Below are 20152 nucleotides of genomic sequence, written 5' to 3' on the forward strand. Positions count from 1 at the left end.
ATCTCATTGGTAATAACGCCGCATGCTTGGAAAAGTAAAACTAGATGTACTTTTTAATAATTTTTTGTACACCTGGCTCTCTCCTTATCTTTTACTCACGCAATCACCCGCAGGCTCTTACTAATACTGCAACAGGTTAGGTATGGCTGAGGAAAGGGTTGCGAAGAGGTTGTCGCAATCACCCGCAAGCTCTTACTAATACTGCAACTGTTGAAGGAAAGATTTATGTAGAACCTGTTGTTAATGTTTATGTCGCAATCACCCGCAGGCTCTTATTAATACTGCAACCTCCCTGGCCTTGGGTGGACGAACCGAGTGTGTTGAAGTCGCAATCACCCGCAAGCTCTTACTAATACTGCAACGAAGCCAAAATAGACAAATGCAGCAAGTGGGCAGCTAAAGGTCGCAATCACCCGCAGGCTCTTATTAATACTGCAACATGACGTAAACAGACCTTTACTGTTAGAGTTTGTAAAAGTCGCAATCACCCGCAGGCTCTTATTAATACTGCAACAGCAAAACAATTTACCAATTTTCTTACAAAAGAAAGCAACTACTAAATAATATTTTTCGCAAACTTATCTTTCGCAAAAATGACCTGCCTCTTTGCGAACAATATTCAATTTTCGAAAGAGCATTACTTTTTAACTGTAAATTTTTAATCCTAAAATAACTTAAATGTCAAGCCTATGGGCAGTATCGTTAAGTACATTCTTATTAATTCAAAAGAATTGACATAGATGTATGATAAAATTAAAATACATCAATTAAATAAAAAAGGAGTATATGTTGTGATTTTTAATTTTAAAATGAGAGGTAATCAGGTCAAGATAAATCCAGCTATACTAAGTAGTATTACCAAAAAAGATCTTGAAAAAGGAATACAGGCTGGAAATAAAGGCAGAGAAGAGGCTTATTTTGTAGAGTTTAAAGGGCAGCTAGTTCCATTAAAGCGTTTTTTTTATGTACTTTTAAAGAAATGTGGCTATAATTATACTCTTCTTGATTTTACTACTCAGGATGCTTTGAGGGTTATAAGAAAACTAGGAGTCCCATTAAAGTGCAAAAAGAAAAGCATCTGGGATCTGGCTGGTTCATTAAGTATTGGAGGAAATGCTTTTGAAGATGAAAGAAAAATTTATGAGTCTTAGTTAAAAAAGCTAAATGAAATTGCTTGATACAAGTTTTGTTGTGGCTCTTCTTGACAGAAAAGATGTATTGCATGCTGAAGCCATGAAATTAAAAGAACGATTTCAGTATGAAGAATTTGGAATAATTGAGCCGATTTTGGCTGAGACTTATACTGTAATCCAAAGAAGAGCTAGAGAAAAAAAGGTTGATTGTAAAGTGGCTATAGAGAAAGTGGAAGAGTTTGAACGGTTGGTTAAGGTTTATAAGGTGAGTTTTTCAAAATACCACAAAGAAATTGTTGAGCGGATGAAAAGGAGCGACTTAAATTATAACGATTGGTTACTTTTCTTTTTTGCTAAAGAAAAGCAAATGGAAATTATTACTTTGGATAAAAAATTAAGAGAAATGAAAAAAGATAAAGATTAATGTGGTTTATGTAAATCATTCAACTAGCAAAGCAATTCTCTGTATAGGAAAATATATATCGGGTCCTTCTAAAGGTTTTTCCCTTTTCTTTAGCTATATCTTCTGGTAAAGAAAGATGTCCATTTTGTTTCGCTCTCTTTCTTTTCTACAGGACAACACTACTTTAACTTTTCTACAATATCATAAACAGCTGTTAATGCCTTGTATAATTTTTCTGGATATTTTCCGCCTGCCTGAGCCATATCTGGCCTTCCCCCACCTCCACCACCAATCAATGGAGCAATTTGTTTAATGATTTCATTAGCTTGAATACGATTTGTTAAATTTTTTGTTACCATAGCTAAAAGCACAACTTTATCATCACTCCGAGTACCTAAAACAATTATTCCTGTCTTTAATTTATTTTTTATTTTATCTCCCATTTCTCTTAAGGTTTTAACATCTATCCAAGGCACTTCTGTTGCCAATACTGGTATTCCATTTATATGTTTTATTGTTTTGATTAATTCTTCTGCCTGTCTAGTGGCAAGTAAAGATTTTAATCTTTCTATTTCTTTTTCATAGTTTTTAATTTCCTGTAAAGTTTTTTCTATTTTAGGTAAAATATCAGTTGGTTTTGCTTTCATAATAAAAGCAAGTTTTTGCCATATTCTTTCTTTTTCTTGAATATATTTTACAGCTCTTTCTGCTGTAATAGCTTCAATTCGCCGCATACCAGCAGCTACACTGCTTTCAGAAAGAATTTTAAAGTAACCAATCTCTCCTGTATACTTAACATGTGTACCCCCACAAAGTTCCTTGCTCCAATTGGGAATAGAAACTACACGCACTATATCAGCATATTTTTCCTCAAAAATAGCAATAGCGCCACTTTTAATAGCTTCAAGCATAGGCATCTCTTTTATCTCTACTGGCTGATTTTCCTGAATGGCTTTATTAACAAGTAACTCTATTTTTTCCAATGTTTCTAAATCAAGCGCAGCATAATGAGTAAAATCAAAGCGTAATCTATCTGGCGCTACCAATGAACCAGCCTGTCTTACATGAGAACCAAGAACCTTTCTCAAAACTGCCTGTAAGAGATGGGTAGCAGTATGGTTGCAGGCAATGGCTTGACGCCTTTTAATATCTACTTTTAAATTTACTTCATCTTGAGTAGAAAGTTCTCCTTCTCTTATTTTTATTATATGAACAATTAAATTACCTGCATGTTGAGTATCTAATACATCCGCCACACCTTTTTTCCAAATAATTATGCCAGTATCACCTACTTGCCCTCCTCTTTCAGCATAAAAAGGAGTTTTTTCTGTAACTAACTCTCCTTTTTCGCCTGATTTAAGAATATTTACTTCCTTTCCATCTTTTATCAAATGTAATACCTTAGAATTTAATTCACAAGTAAAATAACCTAAAAATTCAGTTTTCTCACCTTTATAAGTAAGCTCTGTGTAAATATCCAATCCACTTAAGATTCCTTCGCCAATTTTTTGAGCTTCACGTGCCCTTGCTTTTTGCAAAGACATTGCCTTTTCAAATCCTGTCATATCTACTGAAAGATTTTCTTCTCTAGTGATGTCATTAATAATATCTATAGGAAATCCATAAGTATCATAGAGCTTAAAAGCAATTTCGCCATTTAACACACTTTCTCCTTTCTTTTTGATTTTTTCTATTTCTTCTGTAAGAAGTTTAAGGCCAAAATCCAGTGTCTCAAAAAATCTTTCTTCTTCCCTTTGTGTAATTTCCTTAATAAGAGGCAAACTTTCAATTAATTCTGGATATACTTCTCCCATTAATTTCACAACAATTTCTGCCAAACGATATAAAAAAGGTTCCTTAAGCCCTAAAAGACGCCCATGTCTCACTGCCCTTCTTAAAATACGCCTTAAAACATAACCTCTGCCTTCATTAGAAGGTAAGATTCCATCAGCAATAACAAAGGCAATTGCGCGAGAATGATCAGCAATAACATGAAATGAAACAGTTTCTCTTTTATTTTTGCCATAATCTATACCAGCCATTTCAGCTATAGCATTTATAAGAGGCATAAATAAATCAGTTTCATAATTAGAATTTACCCCTTGTAAGACCATAGCCATTCTTTCTAGACCCATGCCAGTATCAATGCAAGGATTTGGCAGTGGTGTTAATCTTCCTTCACTATCTCGATTATATTGCATAAAAACAAGATTCCAAAGTTCTAAATATCGATCACAATCACATCCTACTTTACAATCAGGTTTTCCACAACTAAATCTTTCTCCTAAATCTATTACAATTTCTGAACAAGGCCCACATGGTCCAGTATCACCCATAGCCCAAAAGTTATCTTTTTCACCTAAACGAACAATACGTTCTGAAGGAATTCCTATTTTTTTATGCCATATTTTATATGCTTCATCATCATCTTTAAAAATTGTGATCCAAAGTCGTTCTTTTGGTAAACAGAATTCTTTTGTTAGAAGTTCCCAAGCATAGACAATAGCTTCTTCTTTAAAATAATCACCAAAAGAAAAATTTCCTAACATTTCAAAAAAAGTATGATGACGGATAGTAAGCCCTACATTTTCTAAATCATTATGTTTTCCTCCAGCTCTAAGACACTTTTGACAGCTAGCAGCTCGACTATAATTGCGCTTTTCTTCACCAAGAAATACTCGTTTAAACTGCACCATGCCGGCATTAGTAAAAAGTAAAGTTGGATCACCAGGAGGAATAAGGGATGAAGAAGGTATAATTTTATGCCCTTGTTTTTTAAAATATTCTAAAAAACATTTGCGAATTTCAGATGAAAGCATCTATTTCTTCTCTTCTTCCTTTTCTTTTCTTTTAAAGCCAGTTTTTTCTAAAATGGCTTTTTCTATTTCAGAAGTAATCTCTGGATGCTCTCTTAAGAAACGTTTAGCATTTTCTCTTCCCTGCCCTAATCGTTGTCCTTTATAACTAAACCAAGCACCGCTTTTTTCAACAATATTGTAACTAACTCCTAAGTCAAGGATATCTCCTTCTTTTGATATTCCTTCTCCATAAATAATATCAAATTCTGCTTCTTTAAAAGGTGGTGCAATCTTGTTTTTAACTACTTTCACCCTAGTACGATTACCAATAACTTGATCACCTTCTCTTACAGGTCCAACACGGCGAATATCAAGACGCATAGAAGCATAAAATTTTAGGGCATTACCGCCTGTAGTTGTTTCTGGATTTCCAATAAACATTCCAATTTTTTGACGAATCTGATTAATAAAAATTAAGACTGTTTGCGATTTGCTGACAATACCTGTTAGTTTTCGTAATGCTTGAGACATAAGCCGAGCCTGAAGTCCCATATGAGCATCTCCCATATCTCCTTCAAGTTCTGCTTTTGGCACTAATGCTGCTACAGAATCTATTACTATTACATCCAATGCACCACTTCTTACTAAAATTTCAGCAATTTCTAATGCCTGTTCGCCATAATCTGGTTGAGAGACTAACAATTCATCTGTATTAACACCTAATTTCTTTGCATAAGAAACATCTAAAGCATGTTCTGCATCAATAAAAGCTGCTGTTCCACCTTGTTTTTGCGCTTCAGCAATAACATGTAAAGCAAGAGTAGTTTTACCAGAAGATTCCTGTCCAAATATCTCTATTACTCGCCCCCTTGGCATACCACCAATACCTGTAGCAATATCCAAAGAGAGAGAGCCACTAGAGATTACTGGAATATCAAATAAATGGGGCTGTGTGCCCAAACGCATAATAGCCCCTTTACCAAATTGTCTTTCAATTTGACTTAAGGCTGTTTGAATAACTTGCTGTTTTTGTTTTTCCATCTTTTACTCCTTCAAAAAAACTTTTTCTAAAGGGGTATAAATAGCCCCTTTGGGATTCAAATCACTTCTAAATAATACAATTTCTTTTACAATAAAGGAAGGTGTAGAGAAATCTGTATGCTTTTTTAATGTATTTGCTAAAATTTGACTGTTAATAGCTTTTTTTATTCTGCCCAAAGTAAGATGAGGTGTAAATGCACGATCTTCTTTAGGAAATCCTAAAATGTTTAATTTTTCTTCTAAAGCATTATGAAGTTTTTTTAAAATATCTAAATCCCCTTTAAGACCTGTCCAAATTACCCTAGCTCGTTTTATATTGGGAAATACTGAGAGGCTATATCCAGCAAGGGAAAAATATTTAATTTTAAAAGAACTTTCTTCTATTGCTTGTTTTATTTTTAAGGTTTCATTTTCTTGAATATTTCCTAAAAATTTAAGAGTTAAATGAATATTATGTGGTTTTACCCAAGAAACTTTTGGTAAAATAGGTTTTAATTTTTCAATCAAATCTGTTAGACTTTCAATTACATTTTCTGGAAGAGGAATAGCAATAAAAGTGCGTATCATAAAATTAAATATCTCCTTAACTTATCTAAAGCAGTCATAGCTGCCAACATCTTTATCTCTGAACGATCACCATTAAAATGCCATTCTGTTACTTCTATTTTTGTTGGTGTAGCTAAACCAATAAAGACAGTTCCTACTTCAGCTTCTGGGCCAGCTGTAGGGCCAGCATAGCCTGTGACAGCAATTCCTATATCACTTTTAGCTAATTTTTTCACTCCTTCTGCCATATATCTTGCTGTTTTTTCACTTACTGGCCCATATTTGTTAACAATTTCCTTTGGTACACCAAGTAACTCTATTTTTGCCTGATTGCTATATGTCACTACTCCACGATCAAAATAATTTGAACTTCCTGAAACACTTGTAATTAAATGTCCAATAAGACCACCAGTTAACGATTCTGCCACACTTAAATGATAACCTTTTTTAAGCAAAAGTTTTCCTACTACTTCTGGCATAGTTTCAGTATCCTCACCAAAAATATCATTACCTAAAATAGTTTTAATTTCCTTAATAAGTTTATCTAAATCTTCTTTTTTATTTGCCCTTAAAACTAGGTGTACTTCTGGAAAACAGGGGAGAGAGCTTACTTTTATTTCAGGAAAACTTGCCAATAATGAACTAATTTTATTGGAGACTTCAGTTTCAGAAATACCAAAAATACGAAGAGTTTTTTTGTATAAAATAGAAATATTAGGGAAAATAATATTTAAATCTGGCAACACTTGAGCCTTTAAAATCTGATTCATCTGTTTTGGTACGCCAGGTAAAAAGTAAAGAGGTTTTTCATCAAAAATAAGTTTAAAACCACAAGCATGAAAGGCTAAACCTAAGGGTTTACTTCCTGCTGGTAATAGTACCATTTTTTCATGGCTAGGTAAAAATGGTTTACCATGCTTAGCTAAACATGCTTTTAAATGCTGATAAGCTTCTTTATTAATCTCTAAAGGTCGATTTAATGCCTGAGCCACTGCTTTTACTGTTTTATCATCCCAAGTTGGGCCAAGTCCTCCAGTAAGTATAATAAAATCAGCTTTTTTAATAGCAGTAAGAAGGACATTAACAATCTCTTTTTGTTCATCACCAACAACAGTAATGCGTTCAATAAAGAAACCAGCAGAAGATAATTGTTTAGCTAATTCAAAACTATTTGTATCTTGTACTTCACCACTTAATATTTCATCCCCAACGATGATAATTTCGCCTTTAACCATAATTTTTTAAAATTTGTAAAATAATTAAGGTATAAATTCCAGCCATTAAATCGTCTAATACAATACCTAATCCCCCACCTATTTTTTCTATTTTTTTTATCGGAAACGGTTTTAGTATATCAAAAAATCGAAAAAAAAGAAAAGCCCCTAAAATATAAAACCATTTATTAGATGAATTTAAAAGAGCTAACCACATGCCAAGCATCTCATCTATTACTACTTGAGATGGATCTTTTTTCCCAAAATATTTTTCTGCCACCTTTGCTGCCAAAATGCCTAAAATAATAGCTAAAATTAAAAACATTATGTAGTAAATAATTGGATTGGGCAAGAAAAAATAAATAATAATAGCTAATAAAGCACCATAAGTTCCAGGTGCTCCAGGTAAATAACCTATACCAAATCCTGTAGCTATACATAAAAAAATTTTTTTCACTTTAAAATATCTACAATTGCTTGCACACTTGCATCTATCGGATGAGCTGTATTTACTACAATGTGTCTAGGGTCAGTTAATGGTTCAAAATTTCTCTTAAATTCTAAAAATAAAGCCAAATAACCATTAGAAATATCCTTTCCCATTTTTTCCCTTTCTGCTAAGCGTTTTTTCATAATCTCTTCATCACATTGGCAATAGAGAAACCAATAAGGGCAATTCATTTTTTCAGCCAAATTTCTTACTTTTTCTCTATATTTTTCTTTACTAAAAGAAGCATCAATAATTACAGAAAAACCATATCTTAAAACTTCAGAAGCTATTTCAAAAATAGCATCATAAACTTTTTCAATCATCTCTAAAGCATATACTCCCTTTCCAAAAGGCGCATAAAGATGTTTTTCAGGCTTTACTCCTAAAAGATGCTTACGTACAGCATCAGACCTTATAACTATTGCTCCTATTTTGGCAGCCAAAGCATTAGCAATAGTAGATTTCCCACTACCTAAAAGTCCTGTTGTGGCTAATAAAAAAGGTTTTTGAGATGAAAGATAGCTATAAGCTAAATTAAAATATTTTTCTGCCCTTTCTTTTGCTTCAGCACGCTGTTTTGAAGGAATTTCTTTTGAATCTATTTCAAAACTGCTAATTTTACCACGAACATAGGCACGATAAATTTTATAAAAATTCAATACCCCTAAAAGGTTAAAATCGTTAGTCTGAGTAAGATAAGTATTTAAAAAATAATTTCCAAAAGAAGATGCCTGGCGAAAGTCCAAATCCATTAACAAAAAAGCAACATCAGTTGCTACATCAGCATAACGGAATCGTTTATTAAACTCAATGCAATCAAGAACATAAATTTTATTATTGTAGTAATAAATATTTCCACAATGAAAATCACCATGACCATCTCTAATCCAACCTAAAGAAATGCGTTTTAAAAAGCGCTCTTTTTCATCTTTTAAAAATGAAAAGGAATATTCCTTTAAAGCATTATAAACTTCTTGAGAGATAGTATATCCTATATATGGAAATGTTTGATCAAAATTTTCTTTAATATTTATCTCTATTTTTTCTGGCAAACCATAGCTTTCAATTTCTTCATTTCTCTCTGCTTTAAAATAAAAATCAGCCATAAATTGAGCAATCTCTTTCATAATTGCTGGATTTAATTCACCTTTTTCTAATAATGAAGTCAAACAAGCTTCTTTTGGCAACTGCTTCATTTTTACAGCATAATCAACAATTTCGCCTTCCCCTCCAAAAAAGAAATTTCCATTTCTTTTTACTACTGGTGTTACCTCTAGATAAATATCTGGCGAAAGCCTCTTATTTAACCTTAATTCTTCCTCACAAAAATAACGCCTTTTTTCTAAAGTAGTAAAATCTAAAAAACCAAAATCTACTGGTTTCTTAATCTTATAAACAAATTCACCGGTTAAAAATATCCAAGAAATATGAGTTTGAATAAGCTTAATGGTTTTTACAGGATGCGGATATGCTGTGGGTTTTAAAAGTGATTCAATAAATTCCATGTGCTTTTTATGCCATGTTGACCTAAAAAAGGCAAGTGTAAAACTATTTCTTAAAATTCCCAAACCAAATCATCATCTGCAAAAAATACCAATAGGCAGGTATTTCATATTTAACCTCTCTTAAACGCCATATAAACCATCCAACAGGCAATAAAGATGAGGAGATAGCCAAAATATTTTTTATGTTTCTTTTTGTCAATCTTTACCCCTAATCTTGCCCCTACCTGAGCGCCAGAAAAGACAGCTCCACCTAAAACTAATGCCAATCTAGGATCAAAATGCCCTACTAATGCATGACCAATAAGACCAGTTAAGGCAGTAATACCAATCATCAAACTAGAAGAGCCAACCGCAATCTTCATGGGCACACCACCCAAAAGCACCAGTGCAGGTACTTTGAAAAGCCCACCACCTACTCCAAGCATACCAGCAATAAAACCTGCTAGAATCATAATGGGAATAATAACCAGCAGATTTAAGTGATACTCAAATTCACCTATTTTACGGTGTAAGCAAAACCAGTGCCTTTTAACGACCGGATAGGTCTTCTCAGCTTCTTGAATAGGCTTAATCATAAAATAGGCACCAATGAGCAAAATGCCAGCAAAGACCAGTTTGGAAAACATAGGTGGAAAATATGGAGAAAAATACCCACCTAAAAAGGCTCCTAAATTGGTAGGTGGTTCAACAATTAAAGCTAACCACCAATCTATCATCTTAGCCTTTTGAAACACCAACATAGCCGAAATAGTAGCAGCTATAATCAAGACCTGACTGATAGCTGCTGCTTTATAAAGAGGCAAGCCAAAGGCTAAAAGCATAGGCACATAAATTGCTCCCCCACCCTGACCAAACATCATAAAGATAACTGAAACACCAAAAAAAACTGCAAATAAAACCCCTATTTGTCCCCAGCTAAGCATCTTTTATCCCTTATATCCACCCTTAGCTTTTTTTAAACTTCCTAGTGATATTTTTAATCTCGCAAATTAATCTTCCTTGCCTTTTCAATTAAATCCTTAAGCTCATCTTCCTTTGAAATTTCATCAATAAGTTTTAAAAAAATTGAAGAAATTTTATTTTTCTTTAAGGTATATATCACCCATTGTCCTTGTCTCCTATTTTCCAAAAAATCTGCTTCTTCTAAAATCCTTAAGTGGCGTGAAACAGTAGGCTGACTGAGCTTAAGCAATGCCTGCAATTCACAAACACATAATTCCTTTTTTTTAGCAATACAGACTAGCATTTTAAGCCTGCTTTCATCCCCTAAAGCTTTAAAAGCCTTTATCCATTTTTTTAAACCTTCACCCATGAGTTTCCCAAAATATTAATTTTTACATATTTATATATCTTTATATATTGGCTGTCAAAAATATCTTTTTCGGGTAGTGTCAATTATTTTATAGGGTTATCTCCCAAATCAAATTGAATATTAAGTACTTCTTAAACCAGAAAAAAGTACAGAGGCTACAAAAGCAAAAACTTCGTTATTGGAATAACCACAATTTCTTTGTCATCAATTCTAATAATCCCATCTTCTTCCCTGTTTATCAAATAGGCTTTATCAATATTAAATAATGAACAAAATTTGAGCAAACCTTTTGTGTCTTTTTTATCTACTTTTTTATTTTTTCTGCTTGTGGCCAAAAAACTTCCTCTTAAATTGCTTGTCCTTTTTATCAAAAAAGATAACTCCAAATAATTAAGGGCATTCCTTATTGTTTTTTTATGCCTTCCTAAGTTTCTTGAAAGAGCGTCAATGTTTAAAATGATTCCAGGATTTTCAAAAATATATTCTGCAAGTATTCTTATTATTTCTGTATCTTCAACTCCAAAACTTTCAGGAATGTCCCTATAGATTATTCTTTCAATTACCAATTCCCTTATATATTCCTTTATTTCTCTTTCATCCATTGGCAGCGTTTCAGGAAACCCTTTTAAAACAAATTCATTTAGCAAAATGCTAAGTTTTCTTTTATGTATCTCAAAATCTTCTTTTTCCGGTATTTTTTCATTTTTAAATGCTAAGAACTCTTTAAAGGTTAAAGGGCTTAAGTAATGAAATAAATCTTTTTGTTTTTTATCCTGTCCTTTAAGATTTTTTCCTCATATTCTTTTATAATCTTGTCTAAATCTTCTTTTTCTATATCAAACGAAAAATAAAATATTTCCTTTGGATTAGTTCCAGAAGTGAGCAAATGGTCTATAAGATGTTGCATTAATACGGTTTTTCCAACCCTACGCAAGCCAATTATTACATCTACCTGCTTTCTAGATAAATACTCCTTTAAAGTTTCAAACAAAAATCTTCTTCTTAGAGATTTTATCTCCTTTTCTATACTTCCAGTTTCCCACCAAGGATTAAATTCTGCAATTTCCATATTAGGTTATTATAGTATCCTAATATTTAAATTTTTAGGATATTGTAGTATCCTATTATACCATATTCAAATTTTTCTTCAATAACCATCAAATTTTGTGGTTTTAAATTATCTTTTTCTGAAATCCTTAAGTAAGGATTTATTCAAAATCGTATTTCGTTTTTATATACTCTAATTTTTCAGAAATTTCGCTTATTTCCCATTCAATTTCTTTTTTACGTGCATTCAATTCTTCTAATTCTTTTATTAGTTCTTTCTTTTCTTCTATTAAATCTGCATCAGGCAGGAATTTTAGCAATCTTTGTTTGTTTATTAGTCCTACATTTAATTTTTTTGCTAATTTTATTGCACTATCAGTAAAATAAGAATTTGTTATAACCCAAGCTTCTTCACAATCATAAAAATCCTTACCGCTATATACTTCCTGAACAGCCTTTATACCTACTGGATCCGCAGTGCCTTTGACCTGCACAGCTATTTTTTTATCCCCGTGTTTTAAAACTAGATCTACTCCATAATCTCCTGAACTTGGTGTCTTTTCTACAAAATATCCTAATGTTTTAAAACAATCATAAAGACAATTTTCAAATTCAACTCCCCTTAAACTTTCAAGATAATCAGGATGGATTCGCTTCTTTATTAAAGCTTGCTCAATATTTTGCAAAACCGCAGTCTTATGATATATGCGCTTTTGTATTTCATCAAACTTTTTTCTTAGTACTTGAAGTTTCTTTTTCAAAAAAGGATAAGAAGCTTTTTCATTAATTTCCCACTCCTTTCCTTCTATTTCTTGCTTCCAAGTTTTCTTCTTTTCATCCCATATAATATAAATTGAAAGACAGAGACCAATAACAATAAGGACAGTAAAAAGGTCTTTATCTGACATTTTAAGATCAAAACCGAATATACTGAGCAACAATGCAGCAACACCAAGAAGTAAAAGCGCAACCAACATGCAACCAGGAAGAGAAAATACAAGTGTAAATAGGTCGTATATTTCAAGTCTTTTAAGAAAATCATCTAGACTAAAATTAGCTTTTAATTTATATTTGTAAAGTACATAAGAGGTAGTTAACTTTGGAAATTTTTCTTCTAAGTTACGTAAATAATGAGAAAGCTTGTCATATTCATAGTCAGAAATTACAGGGTCATTTAGAATATAATAACGCCAATCATGGTAAGTAATGATTTCCTGCAAAATACTAACAATCTGCTTAGCCTTATCTAAGGAAAGATTTTTTATTGGGTGAGTTTTTATAAATTGTAAAAATTTCTTTGTTGCATTTAAAAGATAAGCTTCTTCTTTTTGAGAATACATTTTTCCATTATTTTTGGAAATCACAACTATTAAAAATTTATAAATAAACACTAATATTATTGTCAATGATAAAATTAATTGACATATAATTATATTTATGTTTCTTATTAAGAAAAATTATTAAGAAAAAATATTTATAAAAGTTACTATAAATGTTAAGAATTTGCGATTTTTATTATTTTTAGAAAATTATTAAATATGACAACTGCTTTATTTGATGCTTTTTGCAATTACCTTGCAAAGTTTCAAAAGATAATTCAACAAAGTGAAGGGAAAAGAAACCTGTTATCTCTAGTTAATAAACCTACACAACTACGAGTTTTTGTTGATGAAGCAGAGCGTCAACAAGAGTTTCAAAGTTTATTGATAGCTACCAAGTTTGAATTTTCTATTGAAGAGAGGAAATGTAGACAAGCTATCAAAAATTTCTTTCGTAATTCTAGTTGCTATTTGGATTTGTTTAATGGCAAAAAAATAAACATAAAGAGACTCTTTGACCTTATTGCAAAGAATTCCAAAAACAAAGTGATCAAATAAAATTACTTGCCCTAATGGAATTTGTTTATTTTGCTGAAGAATCAATAGATTTTGGTCTGTTTCAAATCCGAAAGTTTTCTATAGAAGAATTAAACACAATTCTGAGAAATGAGATAAATAAAGTTTTTTATCCTTGGGCCTATATAGATGAATTATATAAATTAGCTAACTATTGGTTTATCTGTGTAACGGTTCCGCAATATGAATTAATATTAAGTCACAGCATCAAAATTAAGCCAGGGGCAGAAGTTGAAATAATAGAACCTATTGAAATAAATTATACTAAATATCCTAAACCTTTGGAATCTATTCTAAAATACCTAACTTTGTTCAGATGGGAGCAAATTGCACGGGCAGGTGAATTTAATTTTAATATTCCTTTAATCTTACAAATAAAAGAAAGCCTTCTTTCTTCTCCAAATAACGCTCCTGAGCTTTTATTTTTAGAGACAGAAATTGTTGAAGATCCAAATACTCATAAGGAATTTGAAGTTCCAATAATTAAATTTTACTTAGATGCTTCTGAGACTGTCCAATTCAAAAAATTTATAAATGACATCAAAAATATTTTAGACAATCTTAAAATTGAGAATAAATGGAGATTCTTAGAAATTGCTCAAAACTATCTTATAAAAGCTTTCTTTTCTGAAGGATTAGAACAACTATTGTGGCATATTACAGTAATAGAAGCTCTATTAGGAGAAGAGAAACAGGGTATCACAGAATATTTGGCCAAGCGTATTGCCACTATTTTAGGCAGTACTGAGAGGGAAAAGAAAAAACTTAGAAAAGATTTTAAAAAATTATATGATTTTCGGAGTGCCTTAGTGCATGGTAGAAGTATTAAAGAAACTGACACAACACACTTATATTATGCCCGGAGTTTTGCGAGACGACTTCTTCTTTGGTTTTTGCATTATCTTAATGCTATTCAAACTGGCCTTCCTAAAGATAAATCAGACGAAGATATTCCTGAACGTGAAGATTTGCTTAAATTAATAGATTTGGACAAAAATAGCAGAATCCGTATGCGATGGATGATAGATAAGATACCAGAAGACTTCCCAAATGTTTCTGAATGGAAGGAATAAAAAATAAAATAAAAAAATTAAGGGAAGGTGGGTTTGCAATATAACTTTTTAGTTATCTTATTTTTAAAAGAAAGTATTAGGCAATTCTTAAGCCAACAGTAATTGCTGGACTTAAGTTGTGGCATGATAAAAATTTCTTGAAAGAAATACAAAATACTGGTATTTTTGACAAGAGAAAAAAATATTATAGGAAAAGTAGAGCAAATTAAACAGAAGTTATTAAGATTACAAGAACTCAAGAGTAAGAAAAATGATTACTTTAACCGCTTATCGGATTAACTTAATTTTTAGTTTATTTTCAATATTGTTTGGTATTAGTGGTTGTGTCTACACAGCTACAGTTTATAATCTTGATACTGGTGAAGTTATTTATGCGAAGTTTCAGAATTATTGGACAGGGCATGGGAAAATAACAGCTACAATGCCAGATGGTGAGAAATTGGAGGGGAAATATAGTACGGTAAGTGGTATGAATATGAAGTCAGTAGTTGCTGCCTTTCCATGGGCACAAACATATAGTTTTTATTTTAGTCAACCTGGTATGCAGTTTGGAACGGCAACTTTAACTGGAGACAAAGGCACTGTTGTAGAGATTATATATGTAGTTGATCCTTGGTCTTCTCATGGCTGGGGCGTTGGTCGTGATAATAAAGGCAACCGATATCGGGTTCAATTCTAGGTAACTTTTATACATATTTGGCTTACATAAACGAGAGTAAAGTGGAGAGTTAGTTTTTTAAAATTCATAACTTGCCTTCAAAACGTACAAAAACACCAAAAAATTACAAAAAATACAATTTAAAAATTCTTTCAGCTAAAATCAAGTTTATTTCAATGCCTTGACAAAAATTAATAAATACAATATATTGTATAAAATAAAAATAGTTATACAATATATAGGAGGTTAATTTATGCAAAGTGAAATAAAAACAATTATTAAGAGAGATGGGCGTGAAGTGCCTTTTGATATTGGTCGAATTCAGCGTGCCATTTTTAAGGCAGCCCAGGCTGTTGGTGGTAGTGATCAAGTAACAGCATGGCGATTGGCTATCCAGGTATATGAATATTTGATAAAAGCAGGAAATTTTAAGCCTACAGTAGAAGAAGTACAGGATGTTGTAGAAAAAATACTTATTGAAAATGGCCATGCTAAAACAGCCAAGGCATATATTCTTTACAGAGATAAGCGTACTCAGATTAGAAATGCCAAAGCATTACTGCTTAATATTGAAAAAACAATAAGTGAATATGTAAATCAGATTGATTGGCGTATTAAAGAAAATGCGAATGTCGATTACTCTCATTCTGGTCTTATGCTTCATACTGCTGGTTCAGTAATTGCAAATTATGTATTAAATAATGTTTATACTCCTGAAATAAGAGATGCCCATGTTCATGGCTTTTTCCATATTCATGATTTAGGTATGGGTACTTGTGGATACTGTGCTGGTTGGTCATTAAAACAATTGCTTTTAGAAGGTTTTAATGGTCCAAAAAATAAGGTTGCAGCTGGGCCAGCAAAACACTTTGATACAGCCCTTGGTCAGATGGTAAATTTTTTAGGTACTTTACAAAATGAATGGGCAGGAGCAATGGCCTTTAATAATTTTGATACATTGCTTGCACCTTATGTAAGAAGAGATAAATTATCTTATAAAGAAGTTAAACAAGGTATTCAACAGTTTATATTCTCTGTAAATACTACTTCTCGATGGGGTGGGCAATGTGTTTCTTCTGATACAGAAATTTTAACAAAAGAAGGATGGAAGACATATAAAGAGCTTAAAGAAGGGGAGTTAATTGCTACTTTTAATTTACAAACACATGAACTTGAGTATCAACCAATAGAAAAACTAAATGTTTATAACTATGAAGGTGAACTACTTAGGTTTGTAGGTAGAAAGGGAGAAATTCTTGTAACGCCTAATCATCGGATAGTTAGAAAAAAATTTAATAAAAATGAATATACAATTACCCCTGCCATAGAGCTGACCAATATAAAAACATCTTTTTCTATTCCAGCAGCAGGTGAGTATAAAGAAGGTAATGAGGTCTGTGAAGATGAATTTATCCAGCTTTGTGCTTGGATTATTGCTGAAGGAGTCATACCATCAAGTGAAGAAAGGATAGTAATCTATCAATCAGAAACTAAGAATCCAATGAACTGTGAGAGGATAAGGCAACTTTTGCAAAAATTAAATATTGCTTGGTATGAGAAAAAGAGGACAAAACACGGGTTTAATCCAGATGGAACTACTATAGAATTTGTCATAAACAGACCTAATTCACGTATATTAAAAGAAATGCTTAAAAATAGTAAAAATAGGCTTCCTATGTTTGTAAAAAATACTACAAGTCGACAAAAAAGACTCTTTTTAGAAGAATATATCCTAGCTGATGGCTATATAGAGACAGATAATTATGAAAGAAAAAACATATATGTAAAATCCTCCACATTGAGAGATGAAATTTTAAAACTTATTGTAGAAGCAGGGTTTAGCGCTACATTTAAAGAAAATAATAATGGTGTATCTACTATAAGGATTTATAAAAACAAAAATTTTACAGTTAATTTTGCTGGTAAATTTCCTTATAAAGGTGTTGTTTGGTGTCCTACAGTAAAAAATAATACCTTTTTTGCCAGAAGAAATAATATAGTCTTTGTTACCGGTAATTCACCTTTTACTAATATTACTCTTGATTTTACCATTCCAGATCATCTTAAAAAAGAAGCAGTAGTTTGGGGTGGCAAAATATTAGATGAGACATATGCAGATTATCAAAAAGAAGTAGATATGATTAATAAAGCTTTTATTGAGATTATGATTGAAGGTGATTATCAGGGAAGAATCTTTTCATTTCCTATTCCTACTTATAATGTTACAAAGGAGTTTGATTGGGAGAGTGAAAATGCAAAACTGCTTTTTCAAATGACAGCCAAATATGGTACACCTTATTTTCAAAACTTCATTAATTCTGATTTAAATCCAGCTGATGTACGTAGTATGTGCTGTCGATTAACAATGAATTTGAGAGAATTAAAGAAAAAAACAGGTGGATTATTTGGAGCAGGGGATGCAACAGGTTCTATTGGAGTAGTTACTCTTAATATGCCACGCCTTGCTTATTTAAGTAAAGGAGATGTAGAAAAATTTTTTAAATTAATAGAAAGATACATGTTCCTTGCTAAAGTGTCTCTTGAAATAAAACGTAAAATGCTTGAGAATAATTTGAAAAAGGGACTTTATCCTTATACTGCTCGTTATTTGTGTACTTTTAAAAATCATTTTTCTACTATTGGACTTGTTGGTATGAATGAAGCTTGTCTCAATTTGCTTGGAGAAGACATTGCTTCTGAAAAAGGAAGAAAACTTGCTTTAGCTGTCCTTGATTTTATGCGTAAAAAAATCATTGAGTTTCAAGAAGAAACAGGTAATCTTTATAATCTTGAAGCTACACCAGCAGAAGGCACTAGTTATCGTTTAGCAAAAATTGATAAAAATGAATTGCCTGGTATTATTACTGCTGGTACTGATGATGCACCTTATTATACTAATTCCACTCAATTGCCAGTAGGTTATACTGATGATCCCATTTTGGCTTTAGAGCTTCAGGAAGAACTTCAGACAAAATATACAGGTGGTACAGTTTTTCATCTCTTTCTCGGAGAAGCATTACCAGATGCTGAATCTTGTAAACTTTTAGTAAAACGTATCCTTTCTCGATATCGCATTCCCTATCTTTCCATCACCCCTACTTTTAGTGTATGTCCAAAACATGGATATCTTACAGGTGAACATTGGCATTGTCCAAAGTGTGGTGAAGAATGTGAGGTTTATTCACGAGTAGTGGGATATTATCGGCCAATAAGTAATTGGAATAAAGGAAAACAGCAAGAATATAGAGAAAGAAGAGCTTTTAAAATTTATGCTTAATATAGGTGGATTTACACCTTTATCTACAATTGATTATCCTGGATGTTTAGCAGCAATCATTTATACACAAGGATGTAATTTTCGCTGTATTTATTGTCATAATCACAGATTGATAAATTGTGAAGAAATGCCTATTTCATGGGATAAAATAAAGACATTCATTAAAAGTAGAAAGCGTTTGATGGATGGTATTGTTATTACTGGTGGTGAGCCTACTTTACAAAGAGAATTGCCTTCTTTTTGTGCATGGCTTAAAAAAATAGGTTTTTTAGTAAAACTTGATACAAATGGGACAAAACCTTTAATGCTTAAATTACTTATTGAAAAGGGACTTATTGATTATATTGCTATGGATATTAAGGCTCCTTGGCATAAATATAAAAAAATTATTCAAGTAGACTTTCCCATAAGTATTATAAAAGATAGTTTTAATCTTATAAAACAAAGTGGAATAAAATGTGAATTTCGTACTACTGTCCACAGTGAATTGCTTAATTTTGAAGATATAAAAGAAATTATTAAATTAGTTGGAAAAAAACATCTCCTTTGTTTCCAAATTGCTCAACCTACTTCTATTTATAATAAGCCAAATATATATACTAAAGAAAAATTAGAGACACTTATAAAGGAATTTCCTGAATATAATTTGATGGTGAGATAGGTAAAGGGATTTGTTTCCCCTTACCTATCTCTTTAATTTTTTATTTTTTTATTTTTACTTCTTCAAAAAGCAATTTTTTTTGAGAAACCGGATTAGGAATAAGTTTTTTATAAATTGCTTTTTGCTCCTCCTTCTGCAACAACTCACGTGCCATATCAACGCATCCTGCTTCAGCAAGCGTAATAGCCATAAAAAGATTATCTATTTTTTCTTTAAATTCTTTTATCTTACCCATAGCTCCCTCCTTTAAGTAGCTAATAATTGTTTTTTCTGCATCTTTTCAATCAAACGAAAAATAACATTGTATAAATCTTGTAACCAAAATGGTTTACTAATAAATTCTGAAGCACCTTTCCTAAAAGCTTCTCTTGCCACTTCTGCTGTAGCAAAACCTGTAATGATGATCACCTCTGTTTTGGGCTTTTTGCGTTTAATTATCTCTAAAATCTGCATACCATCAATTTTATTCATTTTTAAATCCACTATTGCGATATCAAAACATTTTTCCTCCACTTTTCTTAACGCCTCAGAACCATCAATACATACTTCAACATTACAACCAATCCTCTCTAAAGCCGTTTTTAACCTCTTACACAAAACAGCTTCATCATCTACTACCAAAATGCATGGTTTTTTAGGTTCCACTCTTAAACCTCCCTCTTACTTTTTTTCTCTCACTACCATTACAGGACAAGGTGCTTCCCCTAATACCCTTTGTGTTACGCTACCTAAAAAAAACTTACTAAAAACACTATGCCCATGACTCCCCATCACTATCAAATCACAATTTTGCGTCGTAGCAATTTTAACAATCTCCTCCCAAGGCTTACCTTCTACCAAACGACTTATTGCTGAAATTCCCTTTTGAGAAGCGTATTTATAGGCTTCCTCTAAAAGCTTCTTTCCCTCTTGCTGAAATGCTGATTTTAAAGAACTTATTTTATAAACCTCTATCAAATCAGCATTTTGAGGGACTACATGAAGAATAATGACAGATGCACTATTTTCTTTAGCAATTTTAATAGCTTCTTCTAGTGCTATTTTACTTGCTTTAGAACCATCTATCGGGACTAAAATAGTTTTATAGTTCATTTTACCT

The 20152-nt window shown here is 31.9% G+C and carries 20 protein-coding genes, 2 pseudogenes and 1 CRISPR repeat array; of the genes and pseudogenes, 8 read left to right on the plus strand and 14 right to left on the minus strand.

All coding sequences use genetic code 11. From position 1 onward, the window contains the following. Positions 1-96 precede the first annotated feature (96 nt). Positions 97-514: direct repeats of the CRISPR family, unit length 37 nt; unit sequence GTCGCAATCACCCGCAGGCTCTTATTAATACTGCAAC. Positions 515-791: 277 nt separating this feature from the next. After that, on the plus strand, positions 792-1151 hold the full coding sequence (locus tag LWW95_07055; GenBank protein MDL1956787.1) for a hypothetical protein: 360 nt from the start codon (positions 792-794) through the stop codon (positions 1149-1151). Positions 1152-1164: 13 nt separating this feature from the next. Continuing rightward, on the plus strand, positions 1165-1557 hold the full coding sequence (locus tag LWW95_07060; GenBank protein ID MDL1956788.1) for a PIN domain-containing protein: 393 nt from the start codon (positions 1165-1167) through the stop codon (positions 1555-1557). A gap of 158 nt (positions 1558-1715) precedes the next feature. On the opposite strand, the gene alaS is transcribed toward LWW95_07060, so the two are convergent. From alaS to LWW95_07115, 11 genes are all read right to left on the minus strand, one after another. Beyond that, positions 1716-4355, minus strand: a complete 2640-nt coding sequence (alaS, locus tag LWW95_07065) for an alanine--tRNA ligase (protein ID MDL1956789.1) — start codon at positions 4353-4355, stop codon at positions 1716-1718. Beyond that, a complete protein-coding gene (recA, locus tag LWW95_07070; protein ID MDL1956790.1) occupies positions 4356-5375 on the minus strand; it encodes a recombinase RecA in 1020 nt (339 codons plus the stop codon). 3 nt (positions 5376-5378) lie between these two features. Further along, complete coding sequence (gene thpR / locus LWW95_07075) at positions 5379-5942, minus strand: RNA 2',3'-cyclic phosphodiesterase (protein MDL1956791.1); 564 nt, start codon at positions 5940-5942, stop codon at positions 5379-5381. Continuing rightward, the gene (locus tag LWW95_07080) at positions 5939-7156 is read right to left on the minus strand and encodes a CinA family nicotinamide mononucleotide deamidase-related protein (protein ID MDL1956792.1); all 1218 of its coding nucleotides are present in this window, start codon (positions 7154-7156) and stop codon (positions 5939-5941) included. Before LWW95_07080 ends, thpR begins: the two co-directional genes overlap by 4 nt. Next, complete coding sequence (locus LWW95_07085) at positions 7149-7592, minus strand: phosphatidylglycerophosphatase A (protein ID MDL1956793.1); 444 nt, start codon at positions 7590-7592, stop codon at positions 7149-7151. The genes LWW95_07080 and LWW95_07085 overlap by 8 nt, the downstream gene beginning before the upstream one ends. Then, positions 7589-9130: an AAA family ATPase gene (locus LWW95_07090; GenBank protein MDL1956794.1), complete on the minus strand. Its 1542-nt coding sequence runs from the start codon at positions 9128-9130 to the stop codon at positions 7589-7591. Before LWW95_07090 ends, LWW95_07085 begins: the two co-directional genes overlap by 4 nt. 110 nt (positions 9131-9240) lie before the next feature. Then, positions 9241-10053: a sulfite exporter TauE/SafE family protein gene (locus tag LWW95_07095; GenBank protein ID MDL1956795.1), complete on the minus strand. Its 813-nt coding sequence runs from the start codon at positions 10051-10053 to the stop codon at positions 9241-9243. A 53-nt stretch (positions 10054-10106) separates the two neighbouring features. Beyond that, the gene (locus LWW95_07100) at positions 10107-10442 is read right to left on the minus strand and encodes a metalloregulator ArsR/SmtB family transcription factor (GenBank protein ID MDL1956796.1); all 336 of its coding nucleotides are present in this window, start codon (positions 10440-10442) and stop codon (positions 10107-10109) included. A gap of 155 nt (positions 10443-10597) precedes the next feature. Then, positions 10598-11044 (minus strand): hypothetical protein, encoded by a 447-nt coding sequence (locus tag LWW95_07105; GenBank protein MDL1956797.1) that lies wholly within the window; start codon positions 11042-11044, stop codon positions 10598-10600. A gap of 137 nt (positions 11045-11181) precedes the next feature. Continuing rightward, positions 11182-11511 carry an AAA family ATPase gene (locus LWW95_07110; GenBank protein MDL1956798.1) on the minus strand — a complete coding sequence of 110 codons (330 nt, stop codon included), beginning with the start codon at positions 11509-11511 and terminating at the stop codon, positions 11182-11184. A 139-nt stretch (positions 11512-11650) separates the two neighbouring features. Further along, a complete protein-coding gene (locus tag LWW95_07115) occupies positions 11651-12880 on the minus strand; it encodes a restriction endonuclease (GenBank protein ID MDL1956799.1) in 1230 nt (409 codons plus the stop codon). Between the two features lie 147 nt (positions 12881-13027). Here LWW95_07115 and LWW95_07120 point away from each other — a divergent pair, with 147 nt between their 5' ends. From LWW95_07120 to LWW95_07145, 6 genes and pseudogenes are all read left to right on the plus strand, one after another. Then, the gene (locus LWW95_07120) at positions 13028-13366 is read left to right on the plus strand and encodes a hypothetical protein (GenBank protein ID MDL1956800.1); all 339 of its coding nucleotides are present in this window, start codon (positions 13028-13030) and stop codon (positions 13364-13366) included. Between the two features lie 14 nt (positions 13367-13380). Continuing rightward, positions 13381-14457, plus strand: a complete 1077-nt coding sequence (locus LWW95_07125) for a hypothetical protein (GenBank protein ID MDL1956801.1) — start codon at positions 13381-13383, stop codon at positions 14455-14457. 250 nt (positions 14458-14707) lie between these two features. Continuing rightward, positions 14708-15136: a hypothetical protein gene (locus LWW95_07130; protein MDL1956802.1), complete on the plus strand. Its 429-nt coding sequence runs from the start codon at positions 14708-14710 to the stop codon at positions 15134-15136. Between the two features lie 232 nt (positions 15137-15368). Further along, positions 15369-16169, plus strand: a pseudogene (locus LWW95_07135) (ribonucleoside triphosphate reductase). A gap of 963 nt (positions 16170-17132) precedes the next feature. After that, a pseudogene (locus LWW95_07140) lies at positions 17133-18392 on the plus strand (ribonucleoside triphosphate reductase). Then, positions 18385-19053 (plus strand): anaerobic ribonucleoside-triphosphate reductase activating protein, encoded by a 669-nt coding sequence (locus tag LWW95_07145; protein MDL1956803.1) that lies wholly within the window; start codon positions 18385-18387, stop codon positions 19051-19053. Before LWW95_07140 ends, LWW95_07145 begins: the two are co-directional and overlap by 8 nt. Positions 19054-19093: 40 nt before the next feature. Here LWW95_07145 and LWW95_07150 read toward each other — a convergent pair whose 3' ends face one another. The 3 genes from LWW95_07150 to LWW95_07160 are packed head-to-tail and all read right to left on the minus strand — an operon-like array spanning position 19094 to position 20145. Next, the gene (locus LWW95_07150; protein MDL1956804.1) at positions 19094-19288 is read right to left on the minus strand and encodes a hypothetical protein; all 195 of its coding nucleotides are present in this window, start codon (positions 19286-19288) and stop codon (positions 19094-19096) included. An 11-nt stretch (positions 19289-19299) separates the two neighbouring features. After that, positions 19300-19698 (minus strand): response regulator, encoded by a 399-nt coding sequence (locus LWW95_07155; protein ID MDL1956805.1) that lies wholly within the window; start codon positions 19696-19698, stop codon positions 19300-19302. A gap of 15 nt (positions 19699-19713) precedes the next feature. Then, positions 19714-20145, minus strand: a complete 432-nt coding sequence (locus tag LWW95_07160) for a universal stress protein (protein ID MDL1956806.1) — start codon at positions 20143-20145, stop codon at positions 19714-19716. Positions 20146-20152 lie beyond the last annotated feature (7 nt).

It is taken from the genome of Candidatus Desulfofervidus auxilii, from assembly GCA_030262725.1.
Lineage (GTDB): Bacteria > Desulfobacterota > Desulfofervidia > Desulfofervidales > Desulfofervidaceae > JAJSZS01.